Consider the following 23,242-nt stretch of genomic DNA (forward strand, 5'->3'; position numbering starts at 1 on the left):
GGGCACGGGTGAAAGCAGAACCCATGCCATATTGCCTATGGTTTTATATGTTTTATGACCAAAGTCGACAATCAGTGCTTGAACATCACGTGGCGCACGCAGGTGTAGTCTTCCAGGCCGTACAGGGACATGTCCTTGCCATAGCCCGATTGCTTCATGCCGCCATGGGGCATTTCGCTGACCAGCATGAAGTGCGTGTTGACCCAGGTGCAGCCGTATTGCAGGCGCGCAGCCAGGCGGTTGGCGCGGCCGACGTCGCGGGTCCACACCGAAGAGGCGAGGCCGTAGTCGGAGTCGTTGGCGAAGGCCAGGGCCTGGGCTTCGTCGGTGAAGGGGGTAATGCTGACCACCGGGCCGAACACTTCACGCTGGACGATCTCATCGTCCTGGCGGGCATCGGCCAGCACGGTCGGCTCGAAGAAGAAGCCATCACCTGCCCCCCGATGGCCGCCGGTGACCAGGCGGATATGCGGCTGCGCCTTGGCGCGTTCGACAAAACCTTCGACCCGCTCCAGGTGCTCGCGGGTGATCAGTGGGCCGAGTTCGGTTTGCGGGTCGTCCTGCAGGCCCATGCGCAGGCTGGCCACGGCTTCGCCCAGCTTGCTCACGAACTGCTCGTAGACGCCTTGCTGGACATACAGGCGGCAGGCTGCGGTGCAGTCCTGGCCGGCATTGTAGAAGCCGAACGCACGGATGCCTTCGACGGCGGCATCGATATCGGCGTCGTCAAAGATCAGTACCGGCGCCTTGCCACCCAGTTCCATGTGGGTGCGCTTCACGCTGCTGGCGGTACTGGCGATGATCCGTGCGCCGGTGGCCACGGAACCGGTCAGCGAAACCAGGCGCACCTTGGGGTGGTTGACCAGCGGCTCGCCGACGCTCGGGCCGCGGCCGAACAGGATGTTGACCACGCCGGCCGGGAACAGCTCGGCCATGATCTGGCCCAGCGCCAGGGCGGTCAGCGGGGTTTGCTCGGAGGGCTTGAGCACCACGCAGTTGCCGGCAGCCAGCGCCGGGGCGAGCTTCCAGGCGACCATCATCAGCGGGTAGTTCCACGGCGCGATGGAGGCGACCACACCAAGCGGGTCACGGCGGATCATCGAGGTGTGGCCCGGCAGGTATTCACCGCCGGCCGAGCCCGACAGGCAGCGGCTGGCACCGGCAAAGAAGCGGAACACGTCGGCGATGGCCGGGATTTCGTCGTTCAGTGCTGCCTGGTAAGGCTTGCCGCAGTTCTGCGACTCCAGGCGGGCGAGGGTGGCGGCTTCGGCTTCGATGCGGTCGGCCAGCTTGAGCAGCAACTGGGCGCGGTCCTTGGGTGCGGTCTGCGACCAGCCCTCGAAGGCCTGGTCGGCGGCCTCAACGGCGGCATCCACCTGGGCAGCGCTGGCTTCGGCGATATGCACCAGCACCGTGCCTTCGGACGGGTTGTACACGGCGTACGGGCTGCCTTGCCCGTCGACCAACTGGCCGTTGATCAGGAGTTTGGTTTGCATGGCGGATTCCTTGGTCGGTCTTATTGGTAGAAATCTAAACCTATGAAACCATATCTTAATATTTTTAGTTTGCCAACCACTGCGAAAACCCACTTCCAAGCGGTAGAATGGCCCGTCAATCGGTATCGGGCGCTGGCCCGTTCGCTATAAGATGCGAAACTGAACTTTTTAGCCGAGGCCCGCGCAAGCCTGGCAATGCTCGATAGGGAGAGGCAATGACTGCCCTGAATAGTGCTCGTAACACCGCCTTCATCCGGTTGCGCCAGGAAGGGCGGACCGATGAAGTGGCGCGCCGCCTGGTGGAAGCCATCGAGCTGGGGATGTTCGCTGAAGGGCAGCAACTGCCCAGCGAGTCGGAACTGGCGCTGCAATTGGGCGTGGCCACGGTAACCCTGCGCGAAGCGCTGGTGGTGCTGCGCCAACGTGGCTTGATCGAGACCCGTCGCGGGCGCAATGGCGGCAGCTTTGTCTGCGCCCCGGTAGAACTGCCCGAAGCACTGCTGCTGCAACGCCTGCGCGACATGAGCGGCCCCGACCTGCGCGACCTGGGCGATGAACAGACCGCGATTTCCGGTACCGCGGCGCGCCTGGCCGCCAAGCGCAGTTCGCCGGAGCAGCAGGCGCGCATCGCCCAGCATATCGAAACCCTCAGCCAGGCCACTTCGCGCCTGGCCCGGCACCGCGCCGATGCGCGTTTTCATATCGAAGTGGCCGCCGCGGCCCAGTCGCTGCGCCTGACCAGTGCGGAAATGCGCCTGCAGTCGGAAGTCGGCGAACTGCTGTGGATGGAGGCCGCCGGCGGCGGTGACGTGACGGTGGTCGAGCACGAGCACCGGGCGATTCTCGAAGCACTGGTGGCCGGTGATGCGGTGCTGGCTGGCGCCTTGGCCGAAGCCCATGTCAGCCGTGGTATCAAGCGCCTGATCAGCCTGCGTCTTGAGCTGCTGGCCGACGGCCAGGACTGAGCCGTCCATAACAACAAAGCTGTACCTGCGTGAGGTAATGCCATGTTTGCCCTGAGCGACAACGACCCGCTGTCAGCCTGTGCCCAACAGCTGGACCACACCCTGGGGACCATCTTCGGCCAGGTTCGCCAGCTGGTGGAAGAAACCCGAGCGCTATGGGAGCGGGTACTGGCCGAAGGCCGCCAGCCGAGTGCCAAGGACCTGGCCACCCTGCGCCCGGCCATCGACCAGCAATTGCTCACCACCGGTGCCTTTGGCTGTGGCGGCGGCGTCATCGTCGAGCCCAACGGCCTGGCCGACCGCGAGATGCACCTGGAGTGGTGGTACCTGGCCGACGGCGGCAAGACCCTGCCGCTGCGGCCGAACTTCGACCGGCGCCGCGAGAATTACTACGACTACACCGAAATGCCCTGGTACAGCCGGCCGATGAAAACCGGCAAGAGCGTGGTCGAAGGGCCGTACGTGGACCTGTACGGCACCAACATGTATGTGCTGACCTTCACCATGCCGATCGAGGTGCAGGGCCGGTTCATCGGCGTGGCCGGGCTGGACCTGTCGTTGCACAACGTCGAGCGCCTGCTGGTGCGCAGCCTGATGCGTCTGGAGCATGAGGCGGTGCTGATCTCGGCGGACGGGCGGGTGATTGCCTCGAACACGGCAAACTGGATGGTCGGTGACCTGGCCCAGGCGTTGTTGAACACCTTGCCGCGTGATGGCATTCGCCTGGCGTTGGCCGAGTCCGAGGCTGGGTGGTCGTTGGTGCGCTTGCCGGTGCTCAGGCGCAAGTGATCATCTGCCTGGCCGCTGGCCGCTGGCCGCTGGCCGCTGGCCGCTGGCCGGCAACGTCATTGTCCAGCCAGGCATGCCAGCGCTGGAGCGGTTGCCCCGTGATGGGGCGCGCCTGGCCAGGCGCACCCTGTCGGTGCGTTTGCCGGGGCCGTCGAACCTTGGAACGCGCGAATAGTTAGCTTGCATACGAGTTGGCGTGCAACTTGCTGTCACTTTGCCATCTGATGTCGTGTATGGTGAAAACAATGTCGCTTTCAAGCAGTTCCATGCAGTTGTCATCGAGCGAAAAGGGTTGGCTGCCCTGGTTCGGTAAAACCGGCAAGGTCCGCATGGGGTGGGCCTGCCGCCTCAACCGCGCGCATTATCCGGTGATCGAACAAACCTTCGAAGCCATCGCTCAGACCCGCGTGCAGTTGCTGCACAACTGGGCCCGCCAGCAGTGGGAGCACCTGGCAGAGCTTGCGCAGCACATGGCCCCAGGTTGCAGCGAAGCCGACCGATCGCTCCTGCTCGACAAGCTGGCCCAGGCGGAAGATTTTTCCGAGCTGTGCGTGATCGACACCGTTGGCAATGTGATCGTCTCTACCTGGGCCAAGCGCAGCAACACCCGGAGCGACCAGATGCAGGCTTTGGCGCAGGGCCTGAAGGCGCCGTTCCTGCATGGCCCCTACAGTGACGCGCTGACCCTGCAGATCGGCCCATCATCGTCGCGTTTCCACGATGAGGTGACGCTGATGTTCTACCAGCCGCTCAAGCGCGATGGCAAAACCGTCGGTTGCCTGTGCGGGCGGGTTCCCAACGATGTGCTCGGCGACCTGATCCAGCGTGAGGCTGGGCATATCTTTGCCGAGTCCGGCGACAACTACCTGTTCATGGCGCAATCGCACTTCGACCGCACCATCCAGCCAGGCACTGCCTTGTCCCGTTCGCGTTTCGAGGACGGCACCTTCACCCATGGCGAGAACCTCAAGAGCGGTGTGCACACGCCCTGGACCACGGTGCAGATCCAGCGCCACACCGAGCTGGAGCTGCGTTTCACTGACCCGTCCACGCGCGAACTGCACCCCGGCGTGCGTGAGACCATCCGCCGCGGCGCCAACCTGTTCGTGACCTACCCAGGCTACTCGGACTACCGCCATGTGCCGGTGGTCGGCAAGGGCGTCACGTTCCAGTTGCCCGGCTCGCCAGACCGCTGGGGGATGATGTGCGAAGCCGACCTGGAAGAAGTCTATCGTCGCCGCTCGCTCAGCTACGGGCTGATGAAACCCTACGTGGCAACCATGGCCGGGCTGTTCGGTTGCAACTACCTGGTGCAGCACTACGCCGGTTTGCCACAGGGGTTTAACGACGCCCTCGAAGCGCTCGGCATGCTCGCCGCCACGTTGCTGTTCAGCGTGCTCGGGCCCAAACGGCTGGCCGCACGCCTGAACGGCATGAGCGGCGTGTTGCGCACCATCGCCGAGGGCGAAGGCAACCTGCGTCAGCGCCTGGACACCAGCGTCATGGCCAACGACGAAAGTGGCGACATGGCGCGCTGGATCAACAGTTTCATCGACCGCCTGGACGCGGTGGTGGGGCAGGTGGTCAAGGCCAGCCGCACGGTTGGCACCACCAACCAGATGATGCTGGGCCGCAGCCAGGAGGCGAGCGTGACCTCCGCCGATGTGGCCGACGCGGTGCACCAGATGATGATCATCATGGAGGAACAGTTGGGCGAATTGCAGCAGGCCTCGGTCAGCGCTGAACAGATGAAGCAGGCCATGGACGAGGTGGTCAGCCGTGCCCGCGAGCAGTTCCTGGCGGTGCAGGCGGGCACCCAGTCGATTCGCGACGTGGTGGCGCGTTCGTCGTCCAGCGTGCAGTTGCTCGACAGCCGCATGGGCCAGATCGGCAATATCACCGGGCTGATCAGCGACATCACCAACCAGACCAACCTGCTGGCCCTCAATGCCGCCATCGAGGCAGCGCGTGCTGGCGAGCATGGCCGTGGTTTCGCGGTGGTGGCCGACGAGGTGCGCAGCCTGGCGGCGCGGACCGCGCGTGCCGCCGAAGACATCCAGCACATGGTCGAAGGCCTGCAAGGCGAAACGCAGCAGGCCGTGAGCTTCATGGAGGCCGGCGTGCAGGATGTCGATAACAGCCTGCGCCTGGCCGAGGATGCCTCGTCGGAGAACGTGCAGCTGCATCAGGCGGTGGAGGCGATGTTCGCGATCATCCAGCAGCTCAACCGGCGCAGCGTGGAATACGGCAAGACCATCGAGCAGGTCAACCAGTCCTCCAGCGAAATGCGCCAGACGGCGGTGGAGTTGCAAAGCAGTGCCGAGACGGTGAAGGTCAATGCCAGCAAGCTGCAGAAGCTGGTAGGGCAGTTCGAAGTCAGCAGTGATGACGGGCGTGCCGTGGCGGCTTGAGCAGCCTCAGGTTTGGGCGCGGTTTCATACAGGGTATGATTCGCGCCCGCAACTGGAGCCTGCCATGGCCAAAGACATCGAAAACCCCTGCGTCTCGCTCTGCCGGCTCAACAGCGAGCTGTGCGTGAGCTGCGGCCGCACCCGTGAGGAAATCCGCAAGTGGCGCGGCATGAAGCGCCCGGAGAAGATGGCCACCGTGCAACGCGCGGCCACGCGGATGAAGGCGCTCACCAAGAAGAACGCCAAGCGCCAAGGTAACGACTGAAGCCGCTGCGCTTGTGTAAGATGCAGGCTTCGAAACGCTGCAGAGCCTACCGTATGGATACCCACTCGCTTCTCGCCTTCACCCTCGTCGCTGCAATCGCCATTGCCAGCCCAGGGCCCGCCACCCTGATGGCCATCAACAACAGCCTCAACCATGGCCAGCGCAGCGCCGTGTGGTCGTCACTGGGCAATGGTACGGGCCTGTTCTGCCTGTCGGCGGCGGCCATGCTCGGGCTGGGCGCGTTACTGGCCAGTTCCGAGATGCTGTTCAACGCGGTCAAGCTGATCGGTGCCGGCTACCTGTTCTACCTCGGTGCCCGGCAGTTGCTCAGGAAAGGCCCGATGCTGGTGGACCCGGCGGCTGCGCAGGTCAGCAAGCCGACCCCGTTGAAGTTGTACAAGTCGGCGTTCCTGACCGCCGTCACCAACCCCAAGGCAACCATGTTCTTCACCGCGCTGTTCCCGCAGTTCATCGACCAGGGCGCGGCGCTGCTGCCGCAGTTCCTGACCCTGACCGGGATCTTCGTGGCGTTGTCGCTTGCGTCGTTGAGCCTGTATGCGGCGCTGGCATCGCGGGCCAAGGGTGTGCTGACCCGGCCGGCGCTGTCGCGTTGGGTGAGCCGGATAGTCGGCACGACGTTCATCGGCTTTGGTGCGGCCATTCTCACCATGCGCCGCCAGGCCGGTTAAAGAGCGTTCTCGGGCGCACTGGTTGGAGACTGACATGGAGCGTTGCAATGAAGTACCCAGGAAGACTCACACCCGATCAGCACGAAGCGTTCATGACACGCTATGGCCCAGTCTTCGGTTTGGGCATATTGCTCTGCATGGTGGCAGCAGGAACAGGTATTGGCCTGTTGCAGAGTAGCTACCTGCGTAATCAGCCAGGCAGTGGGGGCTATGCACTGAGTACCGGTGTTGCACTGGTCTTGCTGCTTTGTGCCGGCCAGTTTGCGATGATCCGCGGTTTCCGCTGGGCCATATGGCTGATCCTGCCGAGCTTGATCGCGCCTGCACTCACGGCGGTCAGTCTGTTCGGTAGCCGGCATGCCGGTACCCTGCAGGTGATCATCCTGGCGATTGCCTTGGTGGGCTTGCTGGTGTTGAACAGCAAGCGCCACCGCGGCATGCGTCGGCGCCTGGTGGAAATGCGCCTGCAGCGTATCGGCCAGCTGCCACCCACCCGTGAAGACGAGTTTCCAGACGGCACGCCGCCCGCAAAACCGTGGTTCAGCATCACGCTACTGGTACTGGCCGCGCTTGTCGTCATTGGCAAGGTCTGGTTGCTGGTGGTGAACTAGCGGCGCTCCGGCAGCCCCGGAAGATCTGGCCGGTATTGCGGCCGTGACGGTGAAGGCCTGGCAGGCAACGTTCCAGGGCATCCTGCCGGATGCCTATCTCGCCGGATTGACCATCGAGGCTCAGCAACAACGGCACCAGAGCCTGTTCGGCGGCTGTGGCGTGGTGTACCACGTGGCCAAGGGAGCGGGAGAGATCGTCGGCTTTTCGTCGGGGGGGGGCGAATCGAGACCCAGCGTCTGATGAGGCCAACGAACTCTATGGCTTGTATCTGCTGCCGAGTTGGCAAGGGCAGGGCATCGGGCGGCAACTGCTGCTGGCCGTGGCGATGCAGCTGCAGGCGCCGGGCCGGCAAGGTTTGTTCGCCCGGGTGAAGGCTGCAAGGCTTTGAGTGTCGGCAATCGGTCGGAAGCTGCCGGTTGCGAATGGCTGCTGACGACCCGAAGCTGCCTTCCGTGGAGTACACAGTACCGAGCGGCCCGTCTGCATCGATTCTAGAAATAAAAAGATGCAAGGTTGACTACTGTCAGTGCCTGCCAAATTGTGCCCGGTACGACATGGGCGCCAGGCCCACGGCCTTGCGAAATGCGGCACGGAAACTTTCCGCCGAAGCGAAGCCACAGCGTCCGGCGATTTGCTCACTGCTCAATGGGCTGCTTTCCAGCAACTCACGCGCCAGGTTCATGCGAACCTGCAGCAGCCAGGCTTTCGGTGCCAGGCCGGTCGCTTCGCTGAAGCGCCGCAGGAAGGTTCGTTCGCTCATCAGAGCCTTGGCCGCCAATTGCTTCACGGTAAGAGGGCTACCGATATGTAGGGTCGCCCACTCCAGCACCGCTGCCAGGTCATCGCGAGGCTTCTGCGCAACAGGTGCGGGAATGAACTGGGTTTGCCCCCCTGAACGCTGGGGTGCCATGACCAGGCGGCGGGCAACGGTGTTGGCGACATGGGTGCCAAAGTCCCGGCTCACTAGGTGCAGGCAGGCGTCGATGCCGGCAGCGCTGCCGGCCGAGGTGATCAGTTGGCCGCTGTCTACGTAGAGCACGCCGGGGTCTACCTTGATGTGCGGGTAGCGTGCTGCGAGCTCGTCCGTATAGCGCCAATGGGTCGTGGCGCGCTTGCCGTCCAGAAGGCCCGCAGCTGCGAGTGCGAATACCCCCGAACAGATCGAAACCAGCCGGGCGCCCCGCTGATGTGCGGCGCACAAGGCGTCCAGCAGCGCTTGTGGCGGTCGTTCATCACGGCTGCGCCAACCCGGGATGATGATGGTCTGGGCATCGACAAGCGACTCCAGCCCATGTTCGGCCACCACCTGCATGCCACCGGCCGCGCGCATCGGCGCGGGGTCGACGGCGACGATGCGATGGGTGTACCAGGCAAACTCGAACTCCGGGCGCGGCAACCCGAAGATCTCCACAGCAATGCCGAACTCGAAGGTGCACAGCCCGTCATAGGCCAGCACGGCGACCAAACCAGGGGAATTGAGCATTGGCGGAAAAATACCGGTCACTGTCGAATGCGCCACTGTAGCGGTAGGGGCCTGCTTCCTACAATGGGCGCACTTTCAAACGAGGAGTGAAACCGATGCCCAGCCTGGTCAGCGAATACCCTGCTGCACAGCCGTCCGAAGCCTTGCTGCATTTCAGCCGGCGTCTGGCGTTCGAGACGGATTGTTCAGACGTTCAACGCAGCCAGCAGTCGGGTGATGTCGACTATGTACTGGTGGATGTGAGAGGCAGCGATGCATTTGCACTCGGGCATGTGCCGGGGGCGATCAATATCCCGACCCGTACCATCACTGCAACGCGCATGGCCGAATATCCGCGCCAGACGCTGTTCGTTATCTATTGTGCGGGCCCCCATTGCAATGGTGTGCATCGGGCGGCGGTTCGCTTGGTCGAGTTGGGTTATCCGGTGAAGGAGATGATTGGCGGGGTTACCGGTTGGGTTGATGAAGGATTTTCGTTGATTGGGGCGGATGTGGCCGGCCAGCGGAATGGCGTTTCCTGCGCATGTTGAGTAGCGAGCACAGGGTGCGACCGGCACTACCTGAGGATGTACCCAGGCTTATCGAGCATATGCGAGCGTTGGCGGAATTCGAGGAGTACCTTGGTGAATTCAGGGTGGATGAGAAAGCGCTGCTTGCACGTGCGTTCGGCGAATGTCCTGAGTGCCATATCTTTGTCGCCCAGCACGGAGAAGACATCGCCGGCTACGCCGTTGGGCTGACTATCACGTTCACCTACGATCTACGACCGACCGTTGTGCTCAAGGAGCTGTTCGTGGCGGCCAGCCACAGGGGAAATGGGGTCGGAGCAGCATTGCTACGTCATGTTGCAGCCTGGACATTAAGCAGGGGTGGGGCGAGGTTGAAGTGGGATGTGATGGTGGGGAACCACCGTGCTGAGGCGTTCTATCGGCAGCATGGTGGTTGCCCCGATGGCAAATGGATGCCCTACCAAATGGGCGAGGAAGGCTTAAAAGCTTTCGCTGGCATGGAATGTGGTTTTTCCGGGTATTGACGAGCCGTTCTCTGGGTCGTCATGCCTTTTCAGGGTCACCTTTCGGGGGCGAAAGCGGACCAAGCCGAACGTCCGCTTCTGGCCGAAAGCGGCCCTCCACGACAGGCCGCTAACGACCCATAGCTGCCCTTCGTGCGGGGCAGCAATCGGCCAAGAGGAGCCATTCGTGAGAGCCCACTCTTGATTCTAAGCAGATAAATCGCTGGAACGGATATTCCAATCAATTCGCTGAATTTCCGCCTCGGTCATTACGCGCCAATCACTTGGCAAAATACCGTACTCAAACTCGGCGTTTTCCAGTGCCTCATCCAATCCAAGTAACAAGTGGTCACCTTCAATCCGGAGTTCCTCGTAGTCCTCAAATCGTATTAGCAGATACACGGGATCATCGTTTGTTGCCTCCAAGCCGAAAATCACGATAGCGGTAACGTCAGGCCGGAAATCACTGAATGTCCTTACATATGCAAATAGATGGCTTATTGGCTTGAGCATGGCGTCGACTGCATTTAATTGATGATAGTTTGCGGTATTCAACAAGACCGCTTATGGCCGTTTGCTCCCCTCGGGGTAGCCTGGGAAAGGCTAAGACGGAACGTATCGGAATAGTATTATGACAAACTGCAAAAAGCCGCAACACTGCACGATCTGCGCGCGCCTACTCGACAATCCGGACGATCCGCTATCAGGCGATACCGGCAGGGATTACTGGGAATGCATAGGCGCTTTCGAAGCGGAAATGGGATGCGCAGAGTCGCTCGACTACGTACGCCAAGAATACGAGTCAGGGCTCCGACCTGGTTGGGTTGATCCGTTCAAGCCATGACTCGGAAGCTGCATTACGACTGTTTCGGGTCGAGGGCCATCTACGACCGGCAGCTAACGACCCAAAGCTGACGTTCAGGTAGGTGAACCTAAGTCACCATCCTGGATGGCATCTCCAAGGACTTTGCGATCCGGTCTAGAATGGCCATGCACTTTTCAGAAATAACAAGCGGTGGTTCGTCAATCATGTAAAGCAGATGCTCGAACGCTAACCCAGCCTCGTGGTGATCGACATAGTCAAGAACGATTTCACCCCCGTTCTCCAAGCCTGCTTGAGCTAATGCATGGTCTTGCGGTACTGGGCCAAGCTGTTCGTATGCCATGGACATCAGCGTCGAGATCTCCTTAAGTGCTTCAACGAAATCGGCCCTCAAGTCATTGCCAAGGTGGCTCATCACAAATATTCCTTCGATCAAGGTGATCTGGGTTCCGTTCTTGCCTGGTCGACGGTGCCCAAAACCAAGTCTTTGTGCAGGCACTTGGAGAGCTAAGTTCGACTGCCTGCTCTTGGGTTACGCTCCTCGTACGAGGCATCGACGAACGTTATGTGTTCGCCCAAAGCGGACGCGACAGAAAGAGGCGGTCTCATCCATCCGCCAATTCACATCTCAGACGCAGCTTTGACAGCGCGTGCATACGGGGCTGAGCTGAAGCTAAATGGGCCAAGATCAGGGATCACGCGAGGCTCTTCATATCCATTTTCGTACGCAAATGCCTCCCAAATAATCTCGGTACTCAGCCTGCGAATCTGCACTGAGTAGGCTCCGCACCCGATGTCGCCGCACTCTGGGCAGATGTAAATGAGCACTCGATAAGGCTCCCCTTCAGGCTGCTCGCATCGAAGCAGGCTATTGGCGAACCGGAGATTCTGTTCTGAAAAACCCGATACGAAACCGCTCATGAAGTCAGAGTGCCCCCCACCAGCGGTCGCCAAAATTTCCAGTAAAGAACGGCCGTCGATTCGAAAATCGGAAAAGCAGCGCTCAACAGTGGTACAGCCGTTTGACGAGGTTCGGGGGCGAACAGTGTTCTGAAAGGTCAGTGTGCTGCGATGCATGCTGTGCTCTTTTGCGTAAAAACGATCACGATTACACACATCGGGCGTGAATCAGGCAAGCCTGCAACTTCCAGCGATTGTCCGCTTCTGGCCGTTTGCTGTTTTGCACGAACGGCCGCTATGGGTCGACACCGGACAGTCGTGACCGGCCACTTTCGACCCGAAGCGGACAGTCACGACAATCAACGTTTGGCTTGCTGGCTGTTGACGGAGTAGGAGGTTGGCGTAAGATAGTTGCCCCCAAAAAAAGGCGCGCATGGCGAGAAGGAGCTTCGGTGCAGCGGGTGATGATTATTGGTCAACCTGGGTCGGGCAAAAGCACTTTGGCGCGTGAGCTTGGTCTGCGCACGGGCTTACCTGTCGTTCATATAGACACTATCCACTGGCAGCCAGGGTGGGTTGAACGAAGTCGGGAGGAGAAAACGCGACTTTGTTCCGAGGTCGAGGCTCGTGATCGCTGGATATTCGAAGGCGGCCATTCCGTTACTTGGGCGAATCGGATGGGGCGGGCAGATCTTTTGATATGGATTGATCGTTCGGCGCCGCTTCGATTTTGGCGCGTACTGCTAAGAACGCTGCTCCAGCGCGGCCGTTCTCGGGCCGATTTGCCGGCGAACTGCCCCGAACTGCTGGCGAATCTGCCAGCGTTTTTAAGATTTATGTGGCGGACGAGAAAATCAGCACGAGTCAATATGCAAAAGCTGGTGGCGACGGCCCCCTCGACATGCCGCGTTGTTCGCCTGCGCTCTAATCGAGATACATACGTGTTTCTTTCGAGGATTGGCCCGCGAGATTGATCGACGAGCGGCTGCGGTATGGAAACAAGCGACGGCAATCGGCTAATAGGGGACGGTCAGCAGCAAAGAAATCTGTCCCCTTTTCCATTCCCCTTTTCCGGTGGTTGACGCGTTTATGCGAAGCAACTACAGCTAGGCCGTTGGCACTGTCCCGCCGTCAATTACAAACTCGCTCCCCGTAATGGATGCCGCACGAGGCGATGCCAGGAAGGCAATCAGGTCAGCAACTTCTGACGGCGTGGAAGGGCGGCCGAGTGGAATACCACCGAGTGCATCCATGATAATGCGTTTGCCGCCTGCGTAGTCCGTACCGGCTTCCTGCGCCAGCCGCTCGGCCAAGGCGACCGACGCTTGGGTCTCGATCCAGCCCGGCGACACCCGTACAACACGCACGCCTTGTGGCGAGACTTCTTTCGACAGGCTTTTGCTGTAGTTCGACAGCGCCGCCTTGCCCGCTGCGTAAGCCGTAGTGGCTTCGGGCAAGGGCAGGCAGCTCTGAATCGAGGTTACATGGATGATCACGCCGCTCTTGCGCTGCAGCATCGATGGGAGCAGCGCGCGATCCAGGCGCACGGCCGGCATCAGGTTCAGGTCGAGCTCGCGTTGCCACTGCGCGTCATCCAACACCGCGAAGCCGCCGCTAGGTGCCGACGAACCACCCAGGACGTGGACGATGATGTCGATGCTGCCCAGCCGTTGCTTAGCTGCGGCTACCAGTGTTTCGCAGCCTTCTGGGGTCGCGAGGTCAGCCTGCACGAACAGCTCAGCCGGCAGATCGCTGGTTGCCTGCCGAGCTGAGGTCAGAACCTTGGCGCCCTCTGCGAGGAACAGCTCGACGACCGCGCGGCCTACGCCTTTGGTGCCGCCGGTGACCAGCACTTGCTTGCCGCCAAGATCAAGGTTCATGGCGCGATCTGCAGTGAGCGGATCTGGCCGTCGTGCAGCAGGAATAGATGATTCAGCTGCAGCGGGCTGCCAGGGAAGTTACCGACCAGACGCGCCGTTACGCTCAGCGAATCGTCATTCTGCGTCGCCGCCAGCGGTTCGACGCTGTAGGTGAATGCCTGGCGGGCCTCCTGTTGCCAGGCTTCGATGGCTGCAATGCCCTGGTGCGTGCGGTTTTCGTCGGTCACCCTCGCGTCCGCGCAGAAGCAGGCGGCAAGGAGCGAGAGGTCGCCGCCATTGCTGACATCGAAGTAGATTTGTACGGCGTCAGGCAGTTGCAGGTTCATGGCCTGATCTCCTCTCACAGTGGGTTGGGGTTTACGACTGTGATCTTGCCGCTCAGTTGATAGTTTGCTCAACTGGGATAGAGATTAACGACCTATCCCGAATATGAGGACAATCACGTGGCAGATTCGCGCCTTGGTCTCAATGAGATGGAAGCTGTACTGGCCGTGGCGCGCAGGGCGTCGTTTCGACAGGCAGCCATTGATCTGGACGTTTCGACCACGGCATTGAGCAACACCATTGCCAAGCTAGAGGCGAGCCTCGAAACGCGGCTGTTCAATCGCACCACCCGCAGCGTGTCTCTGACCGAGGCGGGTGCTATGTACCTGGAGCAGGTCGGTCCGGCTCTGCAGGAAGTGCGAGCGGCGCTGGAAGCGGTGCGTTCGCACAATGCCGGGCCGTCAGGCGTGTTGCGCATCAATGCCTTCGCCAGTGCCGCCCGCGCCGCGTTGCTCCCGCTGGTGCTGGAGTTTCTGCAGCGTTACCCGAAGGTGCATATCGATCTGGTGACCGAAGGCCGCCTGGTGGACATAGTCGCGGACGGTTTCGATCTGGGCGTACGTTCTGCGAATCTTGTGCCCAGCGATATGATCGTTATTCCTCTCGGCCAGCCGCAATGCTATGCCGTGGTCGGCTCCCCTGCCTACTTCGCCAAGCACGGCCGGCCGCGTAGCCCGGCGGACCTGCTCCAGCATCAGTGCATGCGCATCCGCCTACCCAATGGGGCGATCTACCCCTGGCATTTTGAACGCGCGGGGGAGGTGACCCGGCTTGATGTGACTGGCCAGCTCACCCTGGACGAGCCTAGTGTCGCCAAGGCGGTGGTGCAGGAAGGCGTGGGGCTGGGCTTTTTTATGCAGCAGGACGTTCAGACTGAACTGGACGCCGGACAGTTCGAGCGGGTGCTGGAAGAGTGGACGCCGCCCAGAGACAAACTGTGCCTGTACTACCCGAACCGGCGCAACCCCTCCGCTGCGCTCAAGGCATTCACTGCCCTGGCCCGCGACAATCTGCCGGGCAAAGACCAGCTATGATAATTCACCGACTGCCCCCAAGCGCCTGCTATCAGGCGATGAAACCCAGGGTCAGCCCCTTCAAGGTGGCGGCCGCGCGGGTGGAGCAACCCAGCTTGCGGAAAATGCTTTCCATGTGGGTGCGTACGGTACTCGGGCTGATCTCCAGTCGCCGCGCCACTTCCTTGTTGCTGGCGCCACGGCTGATCTCCATGAGGATGGAGCACTCGCGGGTGGTGAGCAGCGTGCTTTTCGGCTGAGGCAGTCGGCGTTCGCCACGTGCGGCAGCGATTACCGCTGCGCAGATTTCAGCGTCAAACAGGCCGCGGCTAGTGTCCTGTTTGAGCAGCCGCGCCGCCTCCGATTCGCTATGCGCGGGTCGCCAGGGCCTGGCGCTTCTTAACGCTACCCAGGCGACAGCGCTGGCGAGCAAGCGATAGGCGGCGCACTGGGCATCGGCCGATGCACCGCGAAAGTAGCCGCTGCCGTCAAGCCGTTCGTAGGCATGGGCGGCAATTTCGCCAGGGATGCTCAGCTCAGTGATCTGCCGTGATGCTTTGTGCGTCCAGTAAGGGACGAGGTGGATACGTTCTGTGGCGCCGTAGGGTAGCGGCCCCGCGGTGTTCCACAATTGATTGGAGACGGCTGCCCGCCCCAGGCCATGGATCAGCGCGGCTTTGCCAATCTCCGTCTGGTCGGGCTCTGGTAATCCCCACAAGCGGGCGGCCTCGACGGCAATCTGCGCCACCTGCCGGGAGTAACCTGCCAGCCAGGGCAACTTCAGATCGATCACATCACCCACCAGCGTCAGTGACACGGGACGTTCGAGCCGGGTGTCGTCCAGCCCACCGGGCGTTGTTTCCAGTTCCGCTAACCATACCTTGGCATTGCGCACCAGCAAGGCGGCGAGGGCGGCGGGGTAGCGGCGGTCGGCCTGTTCGCTGATCCAGCTCAGCGACCTGTCCAGGCCATGGGCGCGGCTGAGGATGTCCAGGTCTCCGGCCAGTACCACTTGGTAGGCCGCGTCCGGAATGTGCACATGGCTCACACCAAACGGCCTGCCGGTTCCGTCAAAGGTTTCGAATATCCGGCACAAGCCGGCTTCGACCGCTGCGCCAAGTTCGAGCGTTTTCGCGATCTGGCCAGACACCTCGCAGTGCACCACGGCGAGCGGTGCCGCTTGATGCACGGCGTTCATCTGTTCGGCGCCCAGGGTGTGGTCGAGCATCGCGCGGCGGCCATCGACATCATTGCCCAGCAGATGGGCGAAGCCATCGGCGTTGGCGGTGCAGCCGGACCAGCGCAGCAAGGCGACCTGCTGCGCTGTCATCAGATGCTCGCCTTCGCCGTGCATGGCGCGGGCTAGCATCTGCGCCAGGCGGGCAACACGTTGGGAGTGGCCAAGGGGCTGGCCCATGCTGAGGTCGCCGACCTGGGAGATAGCCCCCAGTGCGCCGCTCAATGAGATGTCGAATCGTAGCGCGCTATCCATGAAAAAAGCCTCAGGGTCGGATAAATGACCGATACCCGCCAAGCATGTGGGTCCGCAGAATTTGAACTCCCAACACAGGAGTTCAACCCATGAAAGCATTCAAGTCGCAACTCGTCACCGCCGCCTTCGCCCTGACCAGCATCCTTATGGTGAGTGTCAGCCAGGCTGCCGAGGCAACGCCTTCGGTGGTCATCGTACACGGCGCATTCGCCGACGGCTCTGACTGGGCCAAGGTAGTGCCGTATTTGCAGGCTGAAGGGGTGGCGGTGACGGTGGTGCAAAACCCGCTGACCTCGCTGGCCGACGACGTTGCCGCCACGCAGCGCGTGCTGAACAACCAGTCAGGCAACGTGGTGCTGGTCGGCCACTCCTGGGGCGGCACCGTGATCAGCGAAGCCGGCGCCCACGAGAAAGTCAGCGCCCTGGTGTACGTCGCCGCCTTTGCACCTGATGCAGGCCAGTTCAGTGGCGAACAGGGCAAGGGCGCGCCTACCCCGCCTGGCATCAGCCAGATCAAGGCAGACGGCAACGGTTTCCTTTACCTGACGGCAGAAGGCATGACCAAGGACTTCGCCCAGGATCTCCCGGCGGCACAAACCGCAGTGATGACCGCTACCCAAGGCCCGATCAAGGCATCGGCCTTCGATGATCGGACCACGGTCGCTGCCTGGAAGAGCAAGCCGTCCTGGTACCTGCTCGCCACTGACGATCGCATGATCCACCCCGACGTCCAGCGCTCCAGTGCCAAGCGTATCGGCGCCAACCTGACCGAACTGCGCGCCAGCCATGTGCCGCAGCAGTCACAGCCTGGCGAAGTGGCCAAGGTGATTCTCAAGGCGGTAAGCAGTGTTGGCGAGCAGTGAACGCTGCTCACCGGCACGCCTGAGCACGACGGGGTGCGTGGTTGCAGCCCGTCGTGCCGGCCAGCAAAACGCTCGGGTCTTGCTCATTCGAGTTGACCGGGACTGACCTGGATCCGAATGCCCACTCTTGGCCGATTGCTTTCCTTCACCACCGGCAGCTATGGGTCGGAAGCAGCAATCTACGACCGGCCGCTTTCGATCCAATCGGCCGTCAAAGAGGCCTAAGTTTTAAAGTGCTTGGAAGCCCAGCATGTACCCTGTCGATGCCAAATGCGATATTGCAGGTTCCGCATTGTTCAAGGGTAAGCCCGTGGTCATGTTTGCTGCCCATTACATACCCGGCGCGAACAACTTCCAGGCTTTGTCGCACGCCTACACGTCGCCCCATGACTTTGTGAAACATGCGTTCATCCAGGGGGAGGGTGTTACCAAGGTAGAGTCGGTCGTAGGGTGCCAGCCCCCTTCGTTCTGCCGACGCATGGGAGCGATTGGCCGACTTGGCTACAGCAGCAAGAAGCAAATATGGCACGCTTATGCTTGCGGCTAATTTCTGGAGAAGACGTGGTCAATATCGAACCCTGCAGGTATTGCATCATAAAAGCGTCGAAACAGCGTTCGATATCCCTGGTAGGCATAGTGCACATACAAACAATAGTTATTTGAAGCTTCAACGCAGAAGGCCTTATGGGCTTTGATGCGGCCCATTGAGTAGGCCCTGCCACCAAGGGCCTCAGCAATCAGATATGCACGATGGTCAGCCGCTACCAGCTTATGAGCCTCTACACCTCGCTGGAGTCCGCCGATGCCACGCAGCGATTCGGGAGCATTATTTTTCTTCAGGCAAATCGGCGCCAGGTGCGGTTCCGTTTAGACAAAAAAAGCCTTGCGACAGGGCACTCACTCATCCTGAAAAAACAGTTCAGCCAAGCAGATCAAGCATCCCCTCAAGGGTACTTTCCAGGCGGGCCAATTCGATGTGCGTGCCGTCGCCATACTCAGCGATACGCAACGCACACTCAATGATCACCGTGAGCCCCAGAGGTGCTCGATGGCCGGGGTATTTGCGTACCTTCAGTTCGACCCGGGTCGGGCTTAACCAGGTGCTGCGGTCTGCTGACCACAGACGATCCTCGAAGGCAAACACCACACTTGCGTTCTGGGTATCGATGATTTGCGGCGGGAATAGCCAGTGCGTGTTGCCTGCTTCCCACGGGGTCGCCTGGACTTTGAAGCGACCATCTGGGGACAAGGACAGTATTTCAATGTCGCTCATGAGTGTGCGTCCGCGGAGGCTCGAAAAGGATCACTGCTAAACAATTGACTTGGCCATTTCCGCTGTTGCAGCCCAACCGCTTTGCTCATAGACCGGTTTGCCCGTCTCGGTCGCGTGCAGGACCGCGAAGGTGATGCCTCGACGCGCGAACTCGGCGTCAGCAGCTTGCATCAATGCCGAGGCCAGACCTCGGCGACGGTAGGCGGGCTGGACGTACACATTCAACACGTACCCGCGCTTGTCCAAGGTTGGGTGCGAGGGGTGGGGAGGCCAATCAATGCTCATCAGGCCAATGGCTGCGATCGGTTGCTCGCCATCCAGGAGTTTGAACCCATAATACCGGCCGTCAGCGAGCCGCTCCTTCAGCCATGGGCGAAAGTGCTGAGTCATGACCTGTAGTTTTTCAGCATCTGCGCCTGCCTCAAGAAACATTTCCTCGCGATGCGAGCAGATCATTTCCAAGTCGGAGGCGCCTACAAGCCGGCACTCCAGACCGGAAAATTCCACACATCCTTGTAACTCGCTCATCATTTCTCCAGCGTCAATGGCATCGATTCATGGGAAGGCAGCCTATGGCAGCTTCGGGCATCTTTGCAATGGCACCGGGATTCAAGGCGAAGGTTCGCCCACGGCTACAATGGATGTCTGCAAAACCAGCCATTGCGGTTACGATCAATCTCGGCCCATGAAAAGGAATTCAAGAAAATGGAAGTAATGCGTTGCTGCGGGGGCAAGGGCTTGCTGGTCTGAGCGCACACGCCTGAACGCCGCAATCAGTGTTCGCCCATGATTTCGCGCGCCAGGGTCAGGCGGCGTGTGTGGAAGTCGTATTCATACAGCTCGGCATAGCGCCCCCATTCGATGGCCACCTTGAGCACGCGCTCGGCTTCCTCGGCGTCCATGTACTCCGTCAGGCGGTCGAGCACGGTCTTTTCCAGCAGGCCGGCGGGCTCCAGGTGGAGGCTGTCGAGGATGTAGCTGATCAGTGACACGCGGCCCTTGCACTGGCGCGCGAACAGGTCCTGGCGCCGCGCCTGGCGGGCTGTCACGTAGTTGCGGCCATGGCGCGTGAGGCGGATGTCGGCCTCGATCACCTGGACGAAGCCAAGCAGGCTGAGGGCCTCGTAGATCGGGAACAGCACCTCGTCGGGCAGCTCGGTCTCCTCGGCCAGGTGGGGCAGGTCGGCCTCGCCGTTGAAGGGCTCGCCGGCGATGAGTTCGAGCACGCTCTCCATCCGCGCGATGTCGGCGTCGGGCAGCCGGTAGCCCAGCTCCACGGCCGGCGGTGCGCCCGCCGCGGCAATGGCTTCGGGGCGCTGGGTCATGAGCCCGTAGACTTCGTCGATCAGCGCGCGGACTTCGGCAGAGTCGGCATTGCGCGGGCGCGGCAAGTCGATGTGCAGTTCCGCGCGCACCCGGCCTGGGTCGCTGGAGAGGATGAGGATGCGGTCGGCCATCATCACCGTCTCTTCGATGTTGTGCGACACCACCAGCATGCTGCGGGTGGTGATGCGTTGTTCTTCCCAGAGTTCGAGCATGTCATCGCGCAGGGTTTCGCCGGTGAGCACGTCGAGCGCCGAGAAGGCCTCGTCCATCAGCAGCACTTCGGGGTTCATCACCAGGGCGCGGGCGATGCCCACGCGCTGGCGCATGCCTCCGGACAGTTCGCGCGGCAGGGCGCCGCCGAAGCCGGACAGGCCAATCAGCTCCAGCGCCGCATCGGCCAGGCGCCCGCGCTCGGCTGCGCTCACGCCCTGGGCTTCCAGGCCGAGCTCGACGTTCTGCTGCACGGTCAGCCAAGGGAACAGCGCGAACGTCTGGAACACCATGGCCACGCCGCCCACCGGGCCGTGGATCGGCAGGCCGCGGTAGTTGACGGTGCCGCGGTCGGTGTTGACCAGGCCGGCGATGATCCGCAGCAGGGTCGACTTGCCTGAACCGGAACGGCCGAGCAGGGCGACGATTTCACGCTCGCGCAGGTGGAAGTCGACGCCTTCGAGGATGGTGCGCGGGGTGCCGTCGGAGGCCTGGAAGGCCTTGCTCACGCCCTTGAGTTCGATCAGCGGTTGTTTCATGGCAGGTCCTCAACGACGGTTTTCGGCGAGCAGGTACAGGCGGCGCCAGAAGAAGCGGTTCAACAGCATCACGTAGATGCACATCACGCCGATGCCCAGGGCGATGCGGTGGAAGTCGCCGGCGTCGGTCATCTGCTTGATGTAGCTGCCCAGGCCGTTGGCCACCAGCGAGGTGTCGCCCCAGCTGACGTACTCGGCGACGATGCTGGCGTTCCAGGAGCCGCCGCTGGCGGTAATGGCGCCGGTGACGAAGCTGGGGAATACCGCCGGCAGGTACACGCGCTTCCATTTCAGCCAGCCGCGCAGGCCGAGGTTGTCGGCGGCCAGGCGCAGTTCATAGGGAATGGTCGCGGCGCCGGCGACCACGTTGAACAGGATGTACCACTGAGTGCCGAAGACCATCAGCGGGCTGAGCCAGATGTTCGGGCTGAGCTGGAAGTGCACCAGCAGCAAGACCACCAGCGGGAACAGCAGGTTGACCGGGAAGGCGGCGAGGAACTGCGCCAGCGCCTGGACCTTCTGCGAGTAGCGCGGGCGCAGGCCGATCCAGATCGACAACGGCACCCACACCAGCGAGGCGAGGGCGATCAGCAGCATCACCCGGCACAGGGTGATCAGGCCAAGACCGAGCACGTGCAGCGCTTCGCCCCAGCCGACGTCCTGATGCACGAACAGCCCCAGGCGCAAGAAGGCGAAGGCGCAGGCCAGCATCAGGATCACGTCCCAGGCGCGCGGCCACCAGGTTGGCAGGCGCAGCCACTGGCGCCGCGGCACGGTGCCGTCGTTGCCCAGCGCGAACCAGCCCATGGCGTTCTGCAAGCCCTTCGCCAAGTGCTCGCTGAAGGCGTTAAGCCAGCGGCTGCGGCGGACGAAGTCGAGCATCCAGGAGCGCTGTGCGGTGTCGCCCTGGGTGTCTTCGAAGCGGAAGCGGTCGGCCCAGGCCAGCAGCGGGCGGAAGAACAGCTGGTCGTAGAGCAGGATGCCGGTGAGCATCGCGCCGATGGCCCAGGCGATGGCGCCAAGGTTGCGCTGATCGATGGCCACGGCGATATAGGAGCCGATGCCGGGCAGCTTGATGTCCTGCCCGGCCACCGAGATGGCCTCGGCGGCGACCAGGAAGAACCAGCCACCGGACATCGACATCATCATGTTCCACAACAGGCCGGGCATGGCAAACGGCAATTCCAGGCGCCAGAAGCGCTGCCAGGCCGAGAGGCGGAAGACCCGCGCGGCTTCGTTCAGCTCAGGCGGCACGGTGCGGAACGACTGGTACAGGCTCAGCGCCATGTTCCACGCCTGGGAGGTAAAGATGGCGAAGATCGCCGCGCACTCCACGCCCAGCAGGTTGCCGGGGAACAGTGCAATGAAAGGCGCGATGGCGATGGCCTGGAAGCCCAGGATAGGCACCGACTGGAGCACGTCCAGCAGCGGAATCATGGCCTTCTCGGCGGCGCGATACTTGGCCGCCAGTGCGGCGAAGAGGAAAGCGAACAGCAGCGAAAAGCCTAGCGCGATGAACATCCGCAGGATGGTGCGCATCAGGTAGTAGGGCAGGTTGACCGGGTCGAGGGAAATCGGCAGCGCCTCACCGACCACGAACGGCCGGCTCATCTGCATGGCGCCGTAGGCGGCAAGCACCAGCAACGCCAGCACCAGCGGCAGGAGGATCCAGTCCCAACGATTGGGCACGGCGTTGCGCAGGCCTGGCGACGGGGTGAACAGGCGGGCCATGATCAGGTCTCTATCGTCAGGGACTGGGAAGGGCAGAGGTCGCCACGTGAGGCAGTATGGTTCAGTTGGCTTGCAGGTCAATGGCAGTGCCGGCTGCAAGTAACTGGCAGGAGGGTGGTAAATACCTGAGAAATATTAAGATTTGTTTAATCGCCACTGACCGGGAGGGGAATGACCGGGGATCTGGTCAATGCGGTCAGGGGGCGTATGTCGCTGGGCCGGCAACTGCGTGTGCGATCAATCCCATTGTCATGAAAAGGAATTCACGAAAATGGATGTCCCTTTTTGATGAAACAAGCAGACGCAGCGTCGATGATCGAAGTGGCCGAGGTTCAGGCGATTGCCTGAGCTGCCGGGGTGTCTGAATCGTTCTGTACAACTGGCGCTTCAGCCTCGAGCTTCAGCCGGTCGGCTTTGCTGATGTACCTGGGCTTGTTGCTCTTGGGCGCCAGCTTGGCATTGGCCTTTTTCTGGTGGGCCTTGAGCAGCTGTTTGAGTTTCTTCTGGCGGTTCATTGTGCATCTCTGATGTGCAACGTGGGTCGCGCATTGTACCTCGGGAACTTCATCCTGCGGGCCCGGTCTGTAGGCTCTCGCTGAATTCACCTGACGCTTCCCGAACCTTCTGAGTGCCCGCCCCAATGCCAAGCCAGCGCCTGCTGCCAGCACTGCTCCTGTTGTTCAGCGCCGTCGCCTGCCATGGCGCGCTAGCGGGCTCATACTCGGCATCGATGCGCAGCAACAAGGCCTCGACCCAACTGATAGAAGCCGCTTCGCGGCAATATGAGGAAGGCAAGCTGGACCAGGCCGCCGCCACGCTGGAGCGTGCGCTGCAGATCCAGCCAAACAACCCTGCCACGTTGCACTACCTGGGCGTGCTGCGCCTGGAGCAAGGGCAGTATGAGCAGGCTGAGGTGCTGGCGGTGCGCTCCAACCAGCGGGTTGGCAGCAACACCGCGCTGCGCAATCGCAACGTTCAGCTGATACAGGCCGCGCAGAAGGCTCGCGGCGCTGGCAGGGTGCCAGTGGCTGCCCAGGGCAGGCAAAGCGACCGGCTGCCCGCTCCTCGATGAGCGTGGCGGTATGGACGCTTGCTCAGGCCATTGCGGTGCAAGATTAATGAACTGAATTCCATTTATATATGAGA

General features: G+C 61.7%; 27 protein-coding genes. 15 read left to right on the forward strand and 12 right to left on the reverse strand.

Annotated features, from left to right (window positions below):
• Nucleotides 1-71 precede the first annotated feature (71 nt).
• Nucleotides 72-1,496: a gamma-aminobutyraldehyde dehydrogenase gene (locus tag ABE528_RS03705; RefSeq protein ID WP_152956660.1), complete on the reverse strand. Its 1,425-nt coding sequence runs from the start codon at nucleotides 1,494-1,496 to the stop codon at nucleotides 72-74.
• A 215-nt stretch (nucleotides 1,497-1,711) separates the two neighbouring features.
• Between ABE528_RS03705 and ABE528_RS03710 the strand changes: the two genes are divergently transcribed.
• From ABE528_RS03710 to ABE528_RS03745, 8 genes are all read left to right on the forward strand, one after another.
• Entirely contained in the window at nucleotides 1,712-2,461 is a 750-nt protein-coding gene (locus ABE528_RS03710) for an FCD domain-containing protein (protein ID WP_152956661.1), read from the forward strand.
• 42 nt (nucleotides 2,462-2,503) lie between these two features.
• Nucleotides 2,504-3,250 (forward strand): cache domain-containing protein, encoded by a 747-nt coding sequence (locus ABE528_RS03715; protein WP_346652234.1) that lies wholly within the window; start codon nucleotides 2,504-2,506, stop codon nucleotides 3,248-3,250.
• Nucleotides 3,251-3,495: 245 nt separating this feature from the next.
• A complete protein-coding gene (locus tag ABE528_RS03720; protein ID WP_346652235.1) occupies nucleotides 3,496-5,661 on the forward strand; it encodes a methyl-accepting chemotaxis protein in 2,166 nt (721 codons plus the stop codon).
• Between the two features lie 64 nt (nucleotides 5,662-5,725).
• Entirely contained in the window at nucleotides 5,726-5,926 is a 201-nt protein-coding gene (locus ABE528_RS03725) for a DUF1289 domain-containing protein (protein ID WP_346652236.1), read from the forward strand.
• A 53-nt stretch (nucleotides 5,927-5,979) separates the two neighbouring features.
• Nucleotides 5,980-6,615 carry a LysE family translocator gene (locus ABE528_RS03730; RefSeq protein WP_346652237.1) on the forward strand — a complete coding sequence of 212 codons (636 nt, stop codon included), beginning with the start codon at nucleotides 5,980-5,982 and terminating at the stop codon, nucleotides 6,613-6,615.
• Between the two features lie 167 nt (nucleotides 6,616-6,782).
• Nucleotides 6,783-7,226: a hypothetical protein gene (locus tag ABE528_RS03735; RefSeq protein WP_346652238.1), complete on the forward strand. Its 444-nt coding sequence runs from the start codon at nucleotides 6,783-6,785 to the stop codon at nucleotides 7,224-7,226.
• 43 nt (nucleotides 7,227-7,269) lie between these two features.
• A complete protein-coding gene (locus tag ABE528_RS03740; protein WP_346652239.1) occupies nucleotides 7,270-7,467 on the forward strand; it encodes a hypothetical protein in 198 nt (65 codons plus the stop codon).
• Nucleotides 7,468-7,489: 22 nt separating this feature from the next.
• On the forward strand, nucleotides 7,490-7,615 hold the full coding sequence (locus tag ABE528_RS03745) for a GNAT family N-acetyltransferase (RefSeq protein ID WP_346652240.1): 126 nt from the start codon (nucleotides 7,490-7,492) through the stop codon (nucleotides 7,613-7,615).
• Between the two features lie 135 nt (nucleotides 7,616-7,750).
• On the opposite strand, the gene ftrA is transcribed toward ABE528_RS03745, so the two are convergent.
• Nucleotides 7,751-8,710, reverse strand: a complete 960-nt coding sequence (gene ftrA / locus ABE528_RS03750) for a transcriptional regulator FtrA (RefSeq protein ID WP_346652241.1) — start codon at nucleotides 8,708-8,710, stop codon at nucleotides 7,751-7,753.
• Between the two features lie 95 nt (nucleotides 8,711-8,805).
• Here ftrA and ABE528_RS03755 point away from each other — a divergent pair, with 95 nt between their 5' ends.
• Together ABE528_RS03755 and ABE528_RS03760 are read left to right on the forward strand one after the other, a co-directional pair.
• Nucleotides 8,806-9,240 carry a rhodanese-like domain-containing protein gene (locus tag ABE528_RS03755; RefSeq protein ID WP_346652242.1) on the forward strand — a complete coding sequence of 145 codons (435 nt, stop codon included), beginning with the start codon at nucleotides 8,806-8,808 and terminating at the stop codon, nucleotides 9,238-9,240.
• Entirely contained in the window at nucleotides 9,234-9,743 is a 510-nt protein-coding gene (locus ABE528_RS03760; protein ID WP_346652243.1) for a GNAT family N-acetyltransferase, read from the forward strand. The genes ABE528_RS03755 and ABE528_RS03760 overlap by 7 nt, the downstream gene beginning before the upstream one ends.
• Before the next feature lie 186 nt (nucleotides 9,744-9,929).
• Here the strand turns inward: ABE528_RS03760 and ABE528_RS03765 are convergent, their stop codons facing one another.
• Nucleotides 9,930-10,235, reverse strand: coding sequence for a hypothetical protein (locus ABE528_RS03765; protein ID WP_346652244.1), 306 nt, complete (start codon nucleotides 10,233-10,235; stop codon nucleotides 9,930-9,932).
• 419 nt (nucleotides 10,236-10,654) lie between these two features.
• Complete coding sequence (locus ABE528_RS03770) at nucleotides 10,655-10,960, reverse strand: MafI family immunity protein (RefSeq protein ID WP_346652245.1); 306 nt, start codon at nucleotides 10,958-10,960, stop codon at nucleotides 10,655-10,657.
• 937 nt (nucleotides 10,961-11,897) lie between these two features.
• On the opposite strand from ABE528_RS03770, the gene ABE528_RS03775 reads away from it, so the two are divergent.
• A complete protein-coding gene (locus tag ABE528_RS03775; protein WP_346652246.1) occupies nucleotides 11,898-12,419 on the forward strand; it encodes an AAA family ATPase in 522 nt (173 codons plus the stop codon).
• 132 nt (nucleotides 12,420-12,551) lie between these two features.
• On the opposite strand, the gene ABE528_RS03780 is transcribed toward ABE528_RS03775, so the two are convergent.
• Nucleotides 12,552-13,325, reverse strand: a complete 774-nt coding sequence (locus ABE528_RS03780; RefSeq protein WP_346652247.1) for an SDR family oxidoreductase — start codon at nucleotides 13,323-13,325, stop codon at nucleotides 12,552-12,554.
• On the reverse strand, nucleotides 13,322-13,651 hold the full coding sequence (locus ABE528_RS03785) for a nuclear transport factor 2 family protein (protein ID WP_346652248.1): 330 nt from the start codon (nucleotides 13,649-13,651) through the stop codon (nucleotides 13,322-13,324). The genes ABE528_RS03780 and ABE528_RS03785 overlap by 4 nt, the downstream gene beginning before the upstream one ends.
• Nucleotides 13,652-13,768: 117 nt before the next feature.
• On the opposite strand from ABE528_RS03785, the gene ABE528_RS03790 reads away from it, so the two are divergent.
• On the forward strand, nucleotides 13,769-14,683 hold the full coding sequence (locus ABE528_RS03790) for a LysR family transcriptional regulator (RefSeq protein WP_346652249.1): 915 nt from the start codon (nucleotides 13,769-13,771) through the stop codon (nucleotides 14,681-14,683).
• A gap of 31 nt (nucleotides 14,684-14,714) precedes the next feature.
• Here ABE528_RS03790 and ABE528_RS03795 read toward each other — a convergent pair whose 3' ends face one another.
• A complete protein-coding gene (locus ABE528_RS03795; protein ID WP_346652250.1) occupies nucleotides 14,715-16,154 on the reverse strand; it encodes an HD domain-containing phosphohydrolase in 1,440 nt (479 codons plus the stop codon).
• A gap of 89 nt (nucleotides 16,155-16,243) precedes the next feature.
• On the opposite strand from ABE528_RS03795, the gene ABE528_RS03800 reads away from it, so the two are divergent.
• Nucleotides 16,244-17,017 carry an alpha/beta hydrolase gene (locus ABE528_RS03800; protein ID WP_346652251.1) on the forward strand — a complete coding sequence of 258 codons (774 nt, stop codon included), beginning with the start codon at nucleotides 16,244-16,246 and terminating at the stop codon, nucleotides 17,015-17,017.
• Between the two features lie 250 nt (nucleotides 17,018-17,267).
• Nucleotides 17,268-17,564: a hypothetical protein gene (locus ABE528_RS03805; RefSeq protein WP_346652252.1), complete on the forward strand. Its 297-nt coding sequence runs from the start codon at nucleotides 17,268-17,270 to the stop codon at nucleotides 17,562-17,564.
• 372 nt (nucleotides 17,565-17,936) lie between these two features.
• On the opposite strand, the gene ABE528_RS03810 is transcribed toward ABE528_RS03805, so the two are convergent.
• The 5 genes from ABE528_RS03810 to ABE528_RS03830 all read right to left on the reverse strand — a co-directional run bounded on the left by ABE528_RS03810 (nucleotide 17,937) and on the right by ABE528_RS03830 (nucleotide 22,611).
• Nucleotides 17,937-18,290: a hypothetical protein gene (locus ABE528_RS03810; RefSeq protein WP_346652253.1), complete on the reverse strand. Its 354-nt coding sequence runs from the start codon at nucleotides 18,288-18,290 to the stop codon at nucleotides 17,937-17,939.
• Between the two features lie 36 nt (nucleotides 18,291-18,326).
• On the reverse strand, nucleotides 18,327-18,818 hold the full coding sequence (locus tag ABE528_RS03815) for a GNAT family N-acetyltransferase (protein ID WP_346652254.1): 492 nt from the start codon (nucleotides 18,816-18,818) through the stop codon (nucleotides 18,327-18,329).
• Between the two features lie 245 nt (nucleotides 18,819-19,063).
• The gene (locus tag ABE528_RS03820) at nucleotides 19,064-20,365 is read right to left on the reverse strand and encodes a nitrate/sulfonate/bicarbonate ABC transporter ATP-binding protein (protein WP_346652255.1); all 1,302 of its coding nucleotides are present in this window, start codon (nucleotides 20,363-20,365) and stop codon (nucleotides 19,064-19,066) included.
• A 9-nt stretch (nucleotides 20,366-20,374) separates the two neighbouring features.
• Nucleotides 20,375-22,096, reverse strand: coding sequence for an ABC transporter permease subunit (locus ABE528_RS03825; RefSeq protein WP_152957747.1), 1,722 nt, complete (start codon nucleotides 22,094-22,096; stop codon nucleotides 20,375-20,377).
• A gap of 332 nt (nucleotides 22,097-22,428) precedes the next feature.
• Nucleotides 22,429-22,611, reverse strand: a complete 183-nt coding sequence (locus ABE528_RS03830; protein WP_152957748.1) for a DUF2986 domain-containing protein — start codon at nucleotides 22,609-22,611, stop codon at nucleotides 22,429-22,431.
• A 113-nt stretch (nucleotides 22,612-22,724) separates the two neighbouring features.
• On the opposite strand from ABE528_RS03830, the gene ABE528_RS03835 reads away from it, so the two are divergent.
• Nucleotides 22,725-23,168, forward strand: a complete 444-nt coding sequence (locus tag ABE528_RS03835; protein ID WP_346652256.1) for a tetratricopeptide repeat protein — start codon at nucleotides 22,725-22,727, stop codon at nucleotides 23,166-23,168.
• Nucleotides 23,169-23,242 lie beyond the last annotated feature (74 nt).

It is taken from the genome of Pseudomonas sp. TWI628, assembly GCF_039673865.1.
Classification (GTDB): Bacteria; Pseudomonadota; Gammaproteobacteria; order Pseudomonadales; family Pseudomonadaceae; genus Aquipseudomonas.

Coding starts and splice junctions, on each gene's coding strand:
- ABE528_RS03705 (WP_152956660.1), bottom strand. CDS start 1,496: ATGCAAACCAAACTCCTGATCAACGGCCAGTTGGTCGACGGGCAAGGC.
- ABE528_RS03710 (WP_152956661.1), top strand. CDS start 1,712: ATGACTGCCCTGAATAGTGCTCGTAACACCGCCTTCATCCGGTTGCGC.
- ABE528_RS03715 (WP_346652234.1), top strand. CDS start 2,504: ATGTTTGCCCTGAGCGACAACGACCCGCTGTCAGCCTGTGCCCAACAG.
- ABE528_RS03720 (WP_346652235.1), top strand. CDS start 3,496: ATGTCGCTTTCAAGCAGTTCCATGCAGTTGTCATCGAGCGAAAAGGGT.
- ABE528_RS03725 (WP_346652236.1), top strand. CDS start 5,726: ATGGCCAAAGACATCGAAAACCCCTGCGTCTCGCTCTGCCGGCTCAAC.
- ABE528_RS03730 (WP_346652237.1), top strand. CDS start 5,980: ATGGATACCCACTCGCTTCTCGCCTTCACCCTCGTCGCTGCAATCGCC.
- ftrA (WP_346652241.1), bottom strand. CDS start 8,710: ATGCTCAATTCCCCTGGTTTGGTCGCCGTGCTGGCCTATGACGGGCTG.
- ABE528_RS03755 (WP_346652242.1), top strand. CDS start 8,806: ATGCCCAGCCTGGTCAGCGAATACCCTGCTGCACAGCCGTCCGAAGCC.
- ABE528_RS03760 (WP_346652243.1), top strand. CDS start 9,234: ATGTTGAGTAGCGAGCACAGGGTGCGACCGGCACTACCTGAGGATGTA.
- ABE528_RS03765 (WP_346652244.1), bottom strand. CDS start 10,235: ATGCTCAAGCCAATAAGCCATCTATTTGCATATGTAAGGACATTCAGT.
- ABE528_RS03770 (WP_346652245.1), bottom strand. CDS start 10,960: ATGAGCCACCTTGGCAATGACTTGAGGGCCGATTTCGTTGAAGCACTT.
- ABE528_RS03780 (WP_346652247.1), bottom strand. CDS start 13,325: ATGAACCTTGATCTTGGCGGCAAGCAAGTGCTGGTCACCGGCGGCACC.
- ABE528_RS03785 (WP_346652248.1), bottom strand. CDS start 13,651: ATGAACCTGCAACTGCCTGACGCCGTACAAATCTACTTCGATGTCAGC.
- ABE528_RS03795 (WP_346652250.1), bottom strand. CDS start 16,154: ATGGATAGCGCGCTACGATTCGACATCTCATTGAGCGGCGCACTGGGG.
- ABE528_RS03800 (WP_346652251.1), top strand. CDS start 16,244: ATGAAAGCATTCAAGTCGCAACTCGTCACCGCCGCCTTCGCCCTGACC.
- ABE528_RS03805 (WP_346652252.1), top strand. CDS start 17,268: ATGTACCCTGTCGATGCCAAATGCGATATTGCAGGTTCCGCATTGTTC.
- ABE528_RS03810 (WP_346652253.1), bottom strand. CDS start 18,290: ATGAGCGACATTGAAATACTGTCCTTGTCCCCAGATGGTCGCTTCAAA.
- ABE528_RS03815 (WP_346652254.1), bottom strand. CDS start 18,818: ATGAGCGAGTTACAAGGATGTGTGGAATTTTCCGGTCTGGAGTGCCGG.
- ABE528_RS03820 (WP_346652255.1), bottom strand. CDS start 20,365: ATGAAACAACCGCTGATCGAACTCAAGGGCGTGAGCAAGGCCTTCCAG.
- ABE528_RS03825 (WP_152957747.1), bottom strand. CDS start 22,096: ATGGCCCGCCTGTTCACCCCGTCGCCAGGCCTGCGCAACGCCGTGCCC.
- ABE528_RS03830 (WP_152957748.1), bottom strand. CDS start 22,611: ATGAACCGCCAGAAGAAACTCAAACAGCTGCTCAAGGCCCACCAGAAA.